This is a genomic window from Deinococcus sp. NW-56 (assembly GCF_002953415.1).
GTDB lineage: Bacteria > Deinococcota > Deinococci > Deinococcales > Deinococcaceae > Deinococcus.
This window is the reverse complement of sequence record NZ_CP026516.1, coordinates 700,216-714,160: the sequence shown is the minus strand read 5'-3', so window position 1 is coordinate 714,160 and position 13,945 is coordinate 700,216. Positions and strand designations below refer to the sequence as shown.

Here is a 13,945-nt window from a genome sequence, read left to right as displayed (position 1 = left end):
AAGCGGAGGCCATCTGGTAGAACCGAGGGGATTTGAACCCCTGACCCCTACCGTGTCAAGGTAGTGCTCTACCCCTGAGCTACGGTTCTATACCGGGTTGCAGCGCTGAGGCTGCGGGGTAAATCTTGGAGGCGCTGACCGGACTCGAACCGGTGGTGGAGGTTTTGCAGACCTCTGCCTTACCACTTGGCTACAGCGCCTTGGGGCGGGGCTGGAGGGCACTCCTCTCCCAGCGGAAGGAATGTTAGCACGGCCCCCCCAGGCTGTAAAGCGCACGGCGGCGCAGGCTACAGTGGAAGGCACCATGCCCAAACTGCTGCCCGTCGGCCTGCTGGCCGCGCTTCTCGTCGGCTGCGCTCCCAGCACCCCGCCCGCCAACCCCTACGTGCAGGGCCGCACCCTCAATATCGCCCACCAGGGGGGCGAACTCCTGCGCCCCAGCAACACACTGCCCGCCTACCGCCACGCCGCCGAGCTGGGCGTAGATATGCTGGAAATGGACATGCACGCCACCCGCGACGGCGTGCTGGTGCTCTCGCACGACGCGGCGCTCGACCGGCTGACGAACACACGGGGCCGGATTGCGGACCTCACGCTGGCGGAGGTGCGGGCCGCCGACGCCGGGTACGCCTTCTCGCCCGACGGGGGCCAGACCTTCCCCTACCGGGGCCAAGGCGTGCAGGTGGCACTGCTCTCGGAGGTGCTTACCGAGTTTCCGAATCTGCCCATGATCATTGAGCTGAAGCAGGAGTCGCCGAGCATCGCCGCGCCCTTTTGCAAGGCGTTGCGCGACGCGGGCGCGACCGGGCGGGTGATCGCCGCGAGCTTCAGCGACCGCGCCCTGAACGAGTTCCGCGCCGCCTGCCCCGAGGTGATGACGAGCATGACCGAGCGCGAGCTGCGCCTGCCCGTGCTGCTCGGCAAGGTGGGACTGGCTGGGCTGGCGCCGCTACCGGGCCGAGTCGCGCAGGTGCCCGTACGAGCAGGAAATATTGAGGTCGTCACGCCCGCCTTCATCCGGGCCATGCACGCGCGGGGGGTGGCCGTGCAGGTCTGGACGATCAACGACCCCGCCGAGATGCGCCGCCTGATCCGGATGGGCGTGGACGGGATCATCACCGACCGGCCCGACCTGCTGGGGACGGTGTTGGCGGAAGAAGGCCAGAGGCGGTAGCCCGGCAGCCTCAGCGGTTCACGAAGTCGCGGACCTGGGCATAGACCGTGCTGCTCTGGTAGAGCTGGCTGTGGGTCAAGCAGGCAGTCTGGGTGTTTGCGGCGCCGCTGAGGAGCACGCTCTGGTCGGGGTTGATGATCTCGTCGCAGGGCGACCACCAGGTGCCGTAGCGGGACACGCCGGGCGTCTCGTCGGTGCTGTTCAGCGCGGTCAGGAAGCTGGACCCCTGGCGCATCTCCACGCAGGAGGCGTCGAAGCAGGCGAGGGCGAAGTCGGTCCCGTGGTTGGGGCCGCCCAGCGAGACCCAGGCGTCCACCTTCACGTCCCCGCCGAGGTTCTTGAGGTAATAGCGCGAGGACAGCCCGCCCATCGAGTGGGTGATCACGTCGACGCGGGCAGCCCCGGTCTGGATCAGGATGTCGTCGACCTTCTGCCGGATCAGGTCGGCGGTCACCGTGTTGGACTGCCGGGTGTCGTAGCTCCAGGCGAAGAGCCCCGCATCGGTCCAGCCGTCGCGCTTGAAGTTGCCGACCATCGTGCTCCAGACCGAGCCGCTGGAGTTGTAGCCGTGCACGAACAGAATGGGGTCGCGCGTGGGCGCCGGGGCCGGGGCTTTGCGGGCCTGGGCCTGCAAGCCCGCCGCTGGGCCGGGCGGGGCCGTACCCCCACACGCCGTGAGGAGCGCCGCCGAACCGGCCATCAGGGCCGCCACCTTCCAGAATCGGATCATCAAAGACTCCTTGCAGGACTGCGCTGGATTTTGAAGATGGCCCAGCGTAGCGGCCAGAGGCAGCGGATGCAAGGCGGAACAGCGAGGGGCCGCCCCCACCTCTCGGGGACGGCCCAGACAGCTTGAACTCAGGCGCGGGTGCGGACGCGCTCCTGCAACTCGGCGAGCAGGGCCGCGAAGTCCACGCCCTTGCGTTCCTTGTGGCCTTCCGGGGTCCGCTCTCGCACGCTGACCTCGCGCCGCGCCTCCTCCTGATCGCCGACGATCAGCATCACGGGAATCTTGGAGAGTTCGGCCGTGCGGACCTTGGCGTTCATGCGGTTGGCGGAGTCGTCGACCTCGGCCCGCATTCCGGCGGCCTTGAACTCGTTCGCCAGCGTCTCGGCGTAAGGAACGTGGCGGTCGGCGATGGGGATGATCATGACCTGCCGGGGCGCGAGCCACAGCGGGAAGTCGCCGCCGTAGTGCTCGATCAGGATGCCCACGAAGCGCTCCAGGCTGCCGAAGGGGGCGCGGTGGATCATCACCGGGCGGTGGTCCTGGCCGTCTTCCCCGGTGTAGGAGATGTCGAAGCGTTCGGGCAGGTTGTAGTCCACCTGAATGGTCCCGAGCTGCCACTCGCGGCCCAGCACGTCCTTGACCACGAAGTCGAGCTTGGGGCCGTAGAAGGCGGCGTCGCCGGGTTCGACCGTGTAGGGCAGGCCGACCTCCTCCACCGCTTCCATGATCTGCGCCTCGGCCCGGTCCCACTGGGCGGGGTCGCCCACGTACTTGTCGGACTCGGGGTCGCGCACGCCCACCCGGAAACGCACGTCCTCCATGCCGAAGGTCTTCAGGACAAGCACCGTGAGGTCGAGCACGTCGAGGAATTCCTTCTTGAGCTGGTCCGGCCGGGCGAAGATGTGCGCGTCGTCCTGGGTAAAGCCGCGCACGCGGGTCAGGCCGTTGAGTTCGCCGCTCATCTCGTAGCGGTACACCGTGCCGAACTCGGCCAGCCGCACCGGGAGGTCGCGGTAGCTGCGGGGCTTGCTGGCGTAGATCCGCACGTGGAAGGGGCAGTTCATCGGCTTGAGCATGTACTGCTCGTCGTCCACGTCGATGGGGTTGAACTGGCTGTCGGCGTAGTAGGGGTAGTGCCCCGAGGTGCGGAACAGGTCGAGGTTGCCGATGTTCGGCGTCACCACACCCTGGTAGTCGCGCTGGAACTGCTGCTCGCGCAGAAAGCGGCTCAGCTCGTCGCGCAGCACGGTGCCGTTGGGCAGCCACAGCGGGAGGCCCTTGCCCACCATCGGGTCGATGGTGAACAGCTCCAGCTCGCGGCCGAGCTTACGGTGGTCACGCCGCTTGGCCTCTTCCAGCCGCTCCAGATACTCGTCCAGCTCTTTTTGCGTGGCGAACGCCACCCCGTAGACCCGCTGGAGGATCGGGTTCTTCTCGTTGCCGCGCCAGTACGCGCCCGAGGTGCTCATCAGCTTGAAGGCGGCGGGAAGCTTGCCCGTGTTGGGGAAGTGCGGCCCCCGGCAGAGGTCCACGTAGTCGCCCTGCTGGTAGAGGGTGATCGCCTCACCGTCCGGCAGTTCGCGGATCAGTTCTTCCTTATAGGGGTCGTGGGGGAACTGCGCCAGGGCCTCGTCCTTGCTGACCTCGCGGCGGGAAAAGTCCAGCCCGCGCGAGAGGATGTCGCGCATGAGGCGCTCGATTTCCGGCAGGTCCTCTTCCCGCAGCGGCTCGGGCAGGTCAAAGTCCTGATACCAGCCGTTCTCGATGGCGGGACCGACGCCGCGCTTGATGTCTTGCGGGCCATAGCCTTTCGCCCTGTAGAACTCGCCCACCGCCTGGCTCATCACGTGCCCCAGCGAGTGCCGGAAGAGGGGGGCGGCCTCGGCGGGATTTTTCTTGGTGATCAGGGTGATGCTCGCGCCGTCGGGGAGCGGGGACATCAGGTCGACGAGGTCGCCATTGGCGGTCGCGGCCAGGGCATCCTGCGCGAGGCGGGGGCCGATGGCGCGGGCGGCGTCGAGGGCGGTCGCGCCCTGGGGCAGGTCGAGTTGTTTTCCGTCGGGCAGGGTGACGTGCATGGAAACTCCTTGAGAAGGCAAGAAAAGACCCGGTCTGGCCGCAAATCCAGCAGAACGCCTGAGAGCCGCGTGGGTTCTCAGGCGCTGGGAGTTCGCGTGACTGGGCCGGGCATCGGCGGTCGCCGGGACGCTCCCGCCCTCATCACCAGACCGGAGTGATGGGCAAGGAGGCTCATGGGAGGCAGGATAGCGGGCGGGGCAGGCTGGGAGCAACCGCGCCCCCCACCCGGTCTCCCCTACCAGTCGGCCGCCACGTTCGCGGTCTGCCCTTTGGGATTCGGCCCCCAGCGGTTGGGGCCGGGCTGGCTGCCAAGAACCATGAAGATCAGGAAGATCAGGCCACCGACAAGAGGCACGAAGTTGATCAGGTACCACCAGCCGCTGCGGCCCGTGTCGTGCAGCCGCCGGACACTCACGGCCAGGGACGGAATCAGGATGAACAGGCTGTAGAGCCCCCCCGCGATGAGGCTGAGCAGGGCCAGTCCACTGGGCGTCACCGCCTCCGGATCGGGCGCGGTCACGGTTTGCAGGAAGAATGGAAGGTACAGCAGGACGCTGATCAGCGTATTGATCAGGTAGAACATCCAGTATTCCCGGCGCCTCGCCCGGCCCCGGAAATCGGCGTAATGGTTCCGGATGACATTCAGGTAGTCGTTCATGCGGCCTCCTCAGCCCGGATCAGGTCAGAGCTGCGACCGGGTGAGAGGATCATAAGCGCTGGCTGAATGACAGGCGCCGCACATGCGCGGAACACCGAACAGGGCAGCTCCAGCCGGAACTGCCCCCTGGTCCCCAGGTTTACAGCCCGGCTTCGGCCAGAAACGCGTCAAGCTTCTGGGGCCGGAACCCGCTGAGACTGCGGGCTACGTCGCCGCTGACGAGGGTGGGCACGCTGCGCTTGCCGCCGTTCACGCTCATGACGTACTCGGCCGCCCCGTCGTCCTGCTCGATGTTGATTTCCTCGAAGGCGAGGCCCTTCTGGGTCAGTGCCCGCTTGGCGGCCACGCAGTCGGGGCACCAGCTCGTCGTGTACATCTTGATCATGGGGCGCAGCCTAGCCCGTTTGAAGCCGGGAGAAGGTGGACCGGCCCTCAACCCGAGGAGCAAAAAGAACAGCGGCCCGCCCCGGAAGGCAGGCCGCTGGACGGGCAAAAAAGGTTAGGCGCTCGGAATCGGGCTGACCGGCGCTTCCCCGGCGGGGGCCGAAGCATCGGCGGCCGGGGTGTCGTCGGCGCGGGCCTCGCTGGGCTTGGCCTTGGGGGGAGCCTTGGGGACCATGATCATGTTCATGTCCATACCCATCATGGAGGGCATGCCCTCGGGGGCGCCGATATCGGCCAGCGTGTCGGCCACGCGGTGCAGGATGCGCTCCCCGAGTTCGGGGTGGGTGCGCTCGCGGCCACGGAACATGATGGTGACCTTGACCTTGTGGCCTTCTTCGAGGAAGCGGCGCACGTGTCCGGCCTTGGTGTTGAAGTCGTGGTCGTCGATCTTGACGCGGAACTTGATCGCCTTGACTTCCTGGGCACGGGCACGCTTGCGGTTTTCCTTCTCGTTTTGCTGCTGCTCGTAGCGGAAGCGGCCATAATCGAGGAGGCGGCAGACGGGCGGCACGGCCTGCGGGCTGACCATCACGAGGTCGAGGCCCTTTTCGCGCGCCATCGCCATCGCGTCGCGCGTGTCAATGATCCCCACCTGCTCGCCCTCCGCGCCGATCAGACGAATCTGACGGACGCGAATCTGCTCGTTGACCTTGTGTTCTTTCGCTATTGCAATCACCTCCGCACGCCTTCCTGCACGCTGGCCGGAAAGCGGCTGTGTCCACCGGAGTCCCGACGTGACAGGTCAGTTTACCACGCGGCCCCCCGCGCCCGGCATGCTGGAACACATGACGCCCGATCCCGCCGTGCTCCGGTCTTATGGTCCCCTTCAGGCCCGCGACCCCGACCCCGAAGTGCTGCTCACCGACGGGCTGGGCGGCTTCGCGCTGAGCAGCCTCGCCGGGGTGCCCACCCGCTGCTACTCGGGGCTGGCGGTCAGCCACCAGCCTCCGGTGGGCCGCTGGCAGCACCTCGTCTCGCCGTTGGAGAGGGTCGGCACGGGCCAGGGCGAAATCACCCTGCACGCGCTGGAACTGGCCCCCAACGTCTTTGAGGGCGACGGCCTGACCTGGCTCGCGGGGGTGACGCTGCGCGACCTGCTGCCCGAGCGCGAGCAGCTTGTGGGCGGGGTGCGGGTGAGGCGACGGACCTTCATGCCCCGGCACTCGGGCGCGGTGGTCTTTCTGTACGAGGTGGAGGCGCGGGAGGCCGTTACGCTGACCCTGGGCGGCTTTTTCGCCGACCGCGACATGCACCATACGCACGAGCGGGCGCCAGAGCTGACCTTCAGAGGAGAAGGGACGCGGGCCGAGGTGCGCGGGACGCGGGAAACACGGGTCAATCTGCACGCCCCCGGTGCGGCGGTGGAAGGGCTGACGCCCCAACCATTCACCCAGCGCGTCTACTTCCGCCACGACGAGGCGCGGGGCGAGCCAGAGCACGAGCGGGTCGTGGGCGCGGCGCTGTGGAAGGTCACGCTGCCGCCGGGTGGGGGGCAGGTGGCGCTGGTGGTGGGTGGTTTGGAAGGAGACGTGCCCGACCCCTGGGCCGCCTACGACGCGGAGGCGGCGCGGCGCCGGGCACTCGTGGAGCAGGCGTGGGAGGCGACCGGGCTGCCCGGCGACAACCTCGTCGCCACCCTCGCTGTGGCTGCTGACGCCTACCTCGTGCGGCGGGGCGAGGCGGGGCTGAGCGTGATCGCGGGCTATCCGTGGTTCGCGGACTGGGGGCGCGACACCATGATCGCGCTGACCGGCCTGACCCTCACGACCGGGCGGCACGCCGAGGCCCGCGCCCTACTGGAGACCTTCCTGACCACCCTGCGCCGGGGCCTGATTCCCAACAACTTTCTGGAAGACGGTACGGGCGCCGGGTACAACACGGTGGACGGGGCGCTGTGGCTGGCGGTGGCGCTGGAGCGGTACGTAGGGGCGACGGGCGACCTCGCCTTCGCGCGGGAGGCGCTGCCCCGGCTGCGCGAATTGTTGGACTGGCACGTGCGCGGCACGGACCACGGCATCCGGGTGGACCCGCAAGGCGGGCTGCTCCTCGCCGGGGAGCCGGGCGTGCAGCTCACCTGGATGGACGTGAAGATCGCGGACTGGGTGGTCACCCCCCGCCACGGCAAGCCGATCGAGATTCAGGGGCTGTGGCTCTCGGCGTTGGCAGCGGAGGGACGGCTCTCGCGCCTGCTGGGAGAACAGCCGCAATATGGCGAACGGCTCACCCAGGCGCAGGCCAGCTTCGCGGCGTTCCTGGCCGGTGACTTCCCCGCCGATACTCTCTCCCAGAATGGCGAGGCCGACCCCAGTATTCGACCGAATGCCCTGATCGCGCTGGCGTTGCCAGACATGCCTGCTACCCCCGCGCAGGTGGAAGTGGCTGTACGGCGGGCCGAGGCCGAGCTGCTCACCCCCCTGGGGCTGCATACCTTGAGCCCCCTGGACCCGCGCTTCCGAGGTAACTACGGCGGCGACCAGCTCGTGCGCGACGCCGCTTACCACCAGGGCACCGTGTGGCCGTGGCCGCTGGGTGCGTACATCGACCTGCTGCTTTCGCGGGGCGAGGTGGACCGTGCCCGCGCCGCGCTGCGGGGGCTGACCGGCCATGTGGGGGAGGCAGGCGTGGGGCATGTCAGCGAGGTGTTCGCAGGCGGGAACCTGCGGCCCGGTGGGTGTCCCTTTCAGGCGTGGAGCGTGGCCGAACTGCTGCGGGCACATGTGGCCGTGGCGCGGGCAGAGCGGGGAGTACCCGACCCCTAACTGGGGCGGGAACCGCGTGTGGCGCACGCCAAGCCGGGCCACGTCCCCACACTTATGTCCTTGACGCTCCCCCGCACGGGGCCTACAGTTCGTGTCATGGAGACACTTGCTCTGCCGCCCCAGGCGACCCAGGTCGGCCTGGCGGTAGACGTGGCGGCCTTCGCCATGCACGAGGGCGAGTTGCAGGTGCTGCTGGTGCACCGCGGCGAGTTGCCCCATGCCCGCGACTGGGCGCTGCCCGGCGGTTTCGTGCACCCCGGCGAGGACCTGCACGAGGCGGCCTTACGCGAATTGCGGACGGAAACCTCGGTGACGCTGGAACCCCGGCACCTCGAGCAGTTCTATACCTTCGGGGCACCGGGCCGGGACCCGCGTGGGCGCATCGTGTCGGTCGCGCACCTCGCGGTCCTCGCGCACGGCACGGTGGACGTGACAGGTGGGGGGCACACGTTAGGGGCGGGGTGGTTTCCGGCGCACCGCCCGCCCGCACTCGCCTTCGACCACGCCGCGATCCTGACGCGGGCGCTGGGACGGCTGCGGGTGCGGCTGGAATACGCCCACCTCGCGCTGGAATTCCTGCCCGACACCTTTACCCTGCCGGAACTCCAGCGCGTCCACGAGGCGATCCTCGACCGGCCCCTCGACAAGCGCAATTTCCGCAAGCGGCTACTCGCGCAGGGCCTCCTCGTTCCCAGCGGCGAGCGGCGCAGCGGGCCGGGCCGCCCCGCGCAGCTCTACCGCCGGGCAAAGGGAGCGCGGGCGGCGGCGCTGTAGCAAACGGGCTGGGGCATCCCCGTACCGGGCACGGTCCAGGGCAGTCCCCCTCGGTAGAATGGGGCAGCTATGGACATGAAGAAGCTCATGAAGCAGATGCAGCAGGCGCAGGTCGCCGCCGCCAAGATTCAGGAAAACCTCGCCGCGCAGTCGGTGGAGGGCACGGCGAGCGGGCTGGTGACCGTCACCATGAACGGGCACGGCAAGGTGACGGCCCTGAAAATCAAGCCCGAAGCGGTGGACGCGGACGACGTGGAGGCCCTCGAGGACCTGCTCCTCGTGGCCCTGCAGGACGCCTCGGCCAAGGCGGACGCCCTCCAGCAGGAGGCGACGCGCGGGCTGGGGCTGCCCGGCTTCTGATGGAGAGCCCTCAGTGGGGTGACGCATGAAGTACCCACCCAGTCTGGTCGCCCTGATCCGCGAGCTGTCGCGCCTGCCGGGGATCGGCCCCAAGAGTGCCCAGCGGCTGGCCTTTCACCTGTTCGAGCAGCCGCGCGAGGACATCGAGCGGCTGGCCGGGGCGCTGCTCTCGGCCAAGCGCGAACTGCACACCTGCCCGGTCTGCTTCAACATCACCGACGCCGAGCGCTGCGACGTGTGCAGCGACCCCTCCCGCGACCAGAGCGTGATCTGCGTGGTCGAGGAACCCGGCGACGTGATCGCCATCGAGCGCAGCGGCGAGTACCGGGGCCTCTACCACGTGCTGCACGGGGTCCTGAGCCCGATGAACGGCGTCGGCCCCGAGCGGCTGCATATCCGGCCCCTGCTGCCACGCGTGCAGCAGGGCATGGAGGTCATCCTGGCGACCGGGACCACCGTGGAGGGGGACGCCACCGCGCTCTACCTTCAGCGGCTGCTTGAACCGCTGGGCGCGGTCGTGAGCCGCATCGCCTACGGCCTCCCGGTGGGCGGGGCGCTGGAATACGCCGACGAGGTGACGCTGGGCCGGGCACTCAGCGGACGGCGCCGGGTCAGCGAGGCCACCGCGCCCCCGCTCCGCAAGCCGGAAGACGAGGGACCCGAGCCGACCTCCGCCCCGTTCTGACCCACCTCTGCCCTGCCCCGCCTGGATCTCCCCGGCGGGGCTTCTTCTGCTTCTGGACCGGGTACGGTGGGGGGATGAACGCCCCGGTGACGCCCGCCCCGACCGACGAGTGGTTCCGGCCCGTGCCCCTCTCTGGACGGCACGTCACGCTGGTGCCGCTGACGGAAGCGCACGCCGCCGACCTCCACGCGGGGGCGGACGAGGGGACCTACGCGCTGCTCTCGCGGGGTGGGCCGGAACCGCAGACGGTGGAGGGGTGGGCCGAGTACATCACCCGGCTCAACGCCTTGCCCGCCCGCCTGAACTGGGCGGTCTTGATGAACGGACGGGCCGCAGGCCGCATCAGCTACAGCGAGGTCCGGCCCGCCGACCGCTGGGTCGAGATCGGCACCATGCTGGTCCCCGCCGCGCAAGGCACCGCCGCCAACCCGGAGGCCAAGCTGCTGCTGATGGCCCGCGCGTTCGGGGAGCTGGGCGCGAACCGGGTGCAGTTCAAGGTGGACGCCCGCAATACCCGCAGCCTGCGAGCGCTGGAGAAACTGGGCGCGGTGCGCGAGGGCACCTTGCGGCAGTACCAGGTGCGACCCGATGGATTTGCCCGCGACAGCGTGGTGTTCAGCGTGCTGAGGGCGGAGTGGCCGGGGGTGCGGGCGGGGTTAGAGGCGCGGCTGGCCTCGCGGTGAGGGCCGCCGCCTGAGCGCGGTGCTCCGTTCCGTCGAGTGGAGGAAGGGACCCCTCTCGCTCACGGTTGCTCGCTCCGCTCGGGCCACATGAGGGGCCACCGCTGTGAGTACACTGGCCGCATGTCTGCCCCTCTGCGCGTGCTCGGCGCGGTCTTTGCCCTGAGCGCCCCCTCCGCCCTGGCCCTGGTGGTCCCCATGAAGGGCTGGACCCCGGTGAACGGCAACGCCGCCGTCTGGGCCGACGCCTCGGGCGCGTGCCTGATCCGTGAGGAGCGGCACGGGCAGGCGCTGCCGACCTTCCGCACCCAGGCCTCGGCGCGGACCTTCGCCGTGCGGCTTCAGCGCACGCTGGGCGGCCAGAAGACCGTGGCCGAGGTCGTGACGCAACCTGTGGAACGCGGGGGCACCTGGGGGGTCCTTGCCGCCTACACCCACGAGGCGAACGGGGTGGCGTACCGCATCAGCCAGCTTTACCTCAGCGACGCGGGCCTGCTGCGGACCGTGACGGGCAGCAGCGCCCAGCACGAGGCCAGCCCCTGCGTGAACGAGATGCGCGAGTTCCTGCGGCACGGGGCGAAGTAGCGGGCAGAGGCGTGCGCCCCGCCGGACCCGCTACCCTGCCCCTCATGGCCCGCCGCGTCAACCCGATTCAGGACCGCGCCCGCCGCGCCGCCCTGGAACGGGCCGCGTATTTTGCGATCTACGAGCGCGGCTACGCGGACGTGACGCTGGCCGACATCGCCCGGCACGCGGGGGTCAGCAAGGGCACGCTGGCTTACCACTTCGGGAGCCGCGCGGGGCTGCTCGCCGCCGTCATGCGCCGCTTTACCCGCACGGTCACGGTCGCCACCCGCCGGGCGCTGCGTCAGGCCCCCTCCCCCGAGGCCAAGCTGCGGGCTTACGTGGACAACCAGTTCTACGGGGTGGAGAACACCCGGCGCTTCTACACGGTGTCCCTCGATTTTCTGGCCGCCGCCACCCGCGACCCCGAGCTGATGGCCGTGCAGCGCGACTTTCTGCGCGAGACGCTGGCCCTCGACCTCGAACTCGCGCGGCTGGGCGGCGAGGAAGGGGCCGGGGAGCGAGCGCGGCTGCTGCGGGCGCTTGTCGAGGGCCTCAGCGTGCGCTTTCTGGCCGACCCGGAGCCGGACCTGGAGGCGTACCGGGCTGAGTGCCTGCGGGGGTTGCGGGCGCTGCTGGGCTGGCTTCCCGCTCGCTAAAGGCCGCGAGCGCCGCCGCGATCTGCCGCGCTCCCTCCACCAGCCGGGGACCGGGGCGACCCAACCCACTCTCCGGCACCGCGACCACCGGCACCCCCAGCCCCCGCGCCTCGATCACCTCCGGGCGGAGCTTTTTCGCCCCGCACCACGAGCAGACGATCAGGTCGGGCTGCGCCGCCCGCACCTCCTCCAGCGTGAGGGGTGAACTGCGGCCCGCCCGGTCCCCCAGGGCGTTCACGGCGCCCAGCCCGGCGAGCAGGTCCGTCACCCACGACTCGCGGGTCGCCGCGATGATGGGCCGGGGCCACCACTCCACGAGCACGCGGGGAGGCCGGGAGAAGGGTCGGATGAGGCGGGAGAGTTCGTCCCTCAGTGCATCCGCGACCGCCGCGCCCCGCTCCGGGCAGCCGATGGCCGCCGCGATGGTCCGGATGTCGGCCAGAGTATCCCCGACACTCACGGGGTCGAGGACCAGGGTGGGCAGCCCCTCCCGCTCCAGCTCCGCGACCACCCGCTCCATCCCCGGCACGCTGAGGCTGGCGAGCACGAGGTCGGGCCGCGCCGCCGCGACCGCCCCCACGTCGATGTCGAGGTCGGGGCCGACCCGGACGGCCGCCTGCAAGCCGGGCGCGTCGCTGTGGCTGTCCACGGCGACGACCTGTCCCGCCGCGCCCAGGGCCGCGAGAATGTCCGAGTTGGAGGCGGTCAGGGAGGCGAGGCGCACGCCCCAGGGTAGCCCAGGGGAAGCCCCACCCTGCACCTTGAGGTGGCGGGAGGGCCGCGCCCGAAAAGGGTAAAGGCGGCGCGGGTCAACCCTCACCGCTTTCCCGCTGAGCGCGGGCCAAAGGCCCCTGACCGCATGGTAGGCTGGGGCGTTATGAAGAACACCTTTGCCGTCACCATGACGCTGCTGCTGGCGCTCACGCTGGGCGGCTCGTATGCCGGGTACCGCATCGCGACCACCCCGCACAACGCCGAGGAGGAGGAAGCCAAGGCGGGCGCCGAGGGCATCGGTGACCCCACCACGCAGGACGTGAAGAGCGAGGACGCGCCCTCGCCCAAGAGCGCCGCGACCCAGGGCTCCGACCAGCTTACCCAGCCGCAGGGCGACACCCGCCCCGAGACGCTGGGCGGCGAGCAGTCCGGCGAGAACGGCGCGGTGGCGGCCCCCGCCGGGCAGCAGAGCGGCGGCACCGAGGAGTCCACCCCCGAGGGCGACGGCGTGGGCGGCCAGGAAGAGACGAGCGGCGTGCCCTCGCCCACCGCCCCCGAGGGCGGCGACGAGCAGACCGAGGTGGGCCAGACCGGCGCCTCGAACGTCGAAAAGTCCAGCGCGGCCAACCCCACCATCGAGGATTCGGAAGCCGCCGACATCGCCGACACGCTGGGCGGCGAGAACCGCGACGACAACGAGGCCCCGCCCCGGCAGCAGACCGGCGGGCAGCAGGGCGAGGGTGGGGGCGCGGACGAGGGCACACCGACCCCCCCGACCGACACCAACGAGTAACCCATCCCCCGAAGGTGACCCCCGGACCCTGTGCGCCGGGGGTCTTCCCTATCCTGGCCCCATGCCCGGTGCCCTGCTCTCTTCCCTCCCACTGCCGGACTGGCCCACCGAGCCCGCCACCCCGGAGGCGCTGCCGGGTGCGGCGGGTCTGCTGCTCCCGCACGACGGTGAGCCGGTGGCCGACGTGCGGGAGAGGCCCGACCGCTGGGCGCTGCTGGCGCTGGCGTCGGAGGCCCGGCGCCGGGGCGTGCCCACCCTCGCCTGGGGAACTGGGGCGGCGCTCGCAGGCCGGGTTCTGGGGACACGGGTGTGGCCTGGTAGCCCCGCCGGGGAATGGGCGGGGGCACCGCGCGGGGCAGTCGTCCACGCCTGGGAGGGAGAACTGCCCCTCCACTGGACCCACGGCGCCCTCACCGCCTGGGCCGGGCCGACCCTCCCGCCCGAACGCAAGGCGGCGTTTCTGGCGGCGTTGGACGAGGCCTCCCCCCGCCTTCCGGCCACCCCGTTGGAGGCGGTCGGCGGCGAGGCGGCGCTGCGGCCCCTGCTGGCCGACTTCTACGCACGGGCACGGGTGGACGAGCTGCTGGGGCCGATCTTCGCCGCGCACGTCACCGACTGGGACGCCCACCTGGAGCGCGTGACGGCCTTCTGGGTCACGATGCTGGGGGGCGGTCCAGCGTGGCGGGGGAACCTCAACCATGTCCACGCGGGGCTGGGCATCCGGGGAGCCCATCTGGAGCGCTGGCTGGCCCTGTTCGGGGAGGCGGCGCGGGCGCACCTGCCGCCCGAAGCGACCGACCTTCTCTTAACCCGCGCCGGGGCGATGGGGGCGCGGCTGGGGAACCGTCCCCGGCCGGGGCGCGTAGGCTAGG

Annotated in this window: 16 protein-coding genes and 2 tRNA genes; 10 read left to right on the top strand and 8 right to left on the bottom strand. The window is 70.4% G+C overall.

All coding sequences use genetic code 11. From position 1 onward, the window contains the following. Positions 1-14: 14 nt before the first annotated feature. Positions 15-89: transfer RNA gene (locus C3K08_RS03650), tRNA-Val, on the bottom strand. A gap of 37 nt (positions 90-126) precedes the next feature. Further along, positions 127-200 (bottom strand) — tRNA-Cys (locus C3K08_RS03645). A gap of 104 nt (positions 201-304) precedes the next feature. Between C3K08_RS03645 and C3K08_RS03640 the strand changes: the two genes are divergently transcribed. After that, a complete protein-coding gene (locus C3K08_RS03640) occupies positions 305-1,174 on the top strand; it encodes a glycerophosphodiester phosphodiesterase (protein ID WP_104991891.1) in 870 nt (289 codons plus the stop codon). Between the two features lie 10 nt (positions 1,175-1,184). On the opposite strand, the gene C3K08_RS03635 is transcribed toward C3K08_RS03640, so the two are convergent. The 5 genes from C3K08_RS03635 to infC form a co-directional block, all read right to left on the bottom strand. Further along, positions 1,185-1,904: a triacylglycerol lipase gene (locus C3K08_RS03635; protein ID WP_104990077.1), complete on the bottom strand. Its 720-nt coding sequence runs from the start codon at positions 1,902-1,904 to the stop codon at positions 1,185-1,187. A gap of 128 nt (positions 1,905-2,032) precedes the next feature. Further along, positions 2,033-3,982, bottom strand: a complete 1,950-nt coding sequence (thrS, locus tag C3K08_RS03630) for a threonine--tRNA ligase (protein ID WP_104990076.1) — start codon at positions 3,980-3,982, stop codon at positions 2,033-2,035. A 236-nt stretch (positions 3,983-4,218) separates the two neighbouring features. Continuing rightward, entirely contained in the window at positions 4,219-4,641 is a 423-nt protein-coding gene (locus C3K08_RS03625) for a DUF805 domain-containing protein (RefSeq protein WP_104990075.1), read from the bottom strand. Between the two features lie 139 nt (positions 4,642-4,780). After that, the gene (locus tag C3K08_RS03620) at positions 4,781-5,026 is read right to left on the bottom strand and encodes a glutaredoxin domain-containing protein (RefSeq protein ID WP_104990074.1); all 246 of its coding nucleotides are present in this window, start codon (positions 5,024-5,026) and stop codon (positions 4,781-4,783) included. Between the two features lie 114 nt (positions 5,027-5,140). Then, the gene (gene infC / locus C3K08_RS03615) at positions 5,141-5,761 is read right to left on the bottom strand and encodes a translation initiation factor IF-3 (RefSeq protein ID WP_104990073.1); all 621 of its coding nucleotides are present in this window, start codon (positions 5,759-5,761) and stop codon (positions 5,141-5,143) included. 109 nt (positions 5,762-5,870) lie between these two features. On the opposite strand from infC, the gene C3K08_RS03610 reads away from it, so the two are divergent. From C3K08_RS03610 to C3K08_RS03580, 7 genes are all read left to right on the top strand, one after another. Continuing rightward, a complete protein-coding gene (locus tag C3K08_RS03610; RefSeq protein WP_234009148.1) occupies positions 5,871-7,844 on the top strand; it encodes an amylo-alpha-1,6-glucosidase in 1,974 nt (657 codons plus the stop codon). A gap of 96 nt (positions 7,845-7,940) precedes the next feature. Beyond that, the gene (locus tag C3K08_RS03605) at positions 7,941-8,618 is read left to right on the top strand and encodes an NUDIX domain-containing protein (protein ID WP_104990071.1); all 678 of its coding nucleotides are present in this window, start codon (positions 7,941-7,943) and stop codon (positions 8,616-8,618) included. A 69-nt stretch (positions 8,619-8,687) separates the two neighbouring features. Continuing rightward, complete coding sequence (locus tag C3K08_RS03600) at positions 8,688-8,978, top strand: YbaB/EbfC family nucleoid-associated protein (protein ID WP_104990070.1); 291 nt, start codon at positions 8,688-8,690, stop codon at positions 8,976-8,978. Positions 8,979-9,003: 25 nt separating this feature from the next. Continuing rightward, positions 9,004-9,663, top strand: a complete 660-nt coding sequence (gene recR, locus C3K08_RS03595) for a recombination mediator RecR (protein ID WP_104990069.1) — start codon at positions 9,004-9,006, stop codon at positions 9,661-9,663. Positions 9,664-9,737: 74 nt separating this feature from the next. Continuing rightward, the gene (locus C3K08_RS03590) at positions 9,738-10,346 is read left to right on the top strand and encodes a GNAT family N-acetyltransferase (RefSeq protein ID WP_104990068.1); all 609 of its coding nucleotides are present in this window, start codon (positions 9,738-9,740) and stop codon (positions 10,344-10,346) included. 120 nt (positions 10,347-10,466) lie between these two features. Further along, on the top strand, positions 10,467-10,928 hold the full coding sequence (locus C3K08_RS03585; protein ID WP_104990067.1) for a hypothetical protein: 462 nt from the start codon (positions 10,467-10,469) through the stop codon (positions 10,926-10,928). 44 nt (positions 10,929-10,972) lie between these two features. Beyond that, on the top strand, positions 10,973-11,566 hold the full coding sequence (locus C3K08_RS03580) for a TetR family transcriptional regulator C-terminal domain-containing protein (RefSeq protein WP_104990066.1): 594 nt from the start codon (positions 10,973-10,975) through the stop codon (positions 11,564-11,566). Here C3K08_RS03580 and C3K08_RS03575 read toward each other — a convergent pair. Further along, entirely contained in the window at positions 11,463-12,290 is an 828-nt protein-coding gene (locus C3K08_RS03575; protein WP_104990065.1) for a helical backbone metal receptor, read from the bottom strand. The two genes, C3K08_RS03580 and C3K08_RS03575, sit on opposite strands and share 104 nt — an antisense overlap. Positions 12,291-12,443: 153 nt before the next feature. Between C3K08_RS03575 and C3K08_RS18235 the strand changes: the two genes are divergently transcribed. Together C3K08_RS18235 and C3K08_RS03565 are read left to right on the top strand one after the other, a co-directional pair. After that, positions 12,444-13,073, top strand: coding sequence for a hypothetical protein (locus tag C3K08_RS18235; RefSeq protein ID WP_199776982.1), 630 nt, complete (start codon positions 12,444-12,446; stop codon positions 13,071-13,073). A 61-nt stretch (positions 13,074-13,134) separates the two neighbouring features. Beyond that, positions 13,135-13,944: a group III truncated hemoglobin gene (locus C3K08_RS03565; protein ID WP_104990064.1), complete on the top strand. Its 810-nt coding sequence runs from the start codon at positions 13,135-13,137 to the stop codon at positions 13,942-13,944. Position 13,945: the final 1 nt, after the last annotated feature.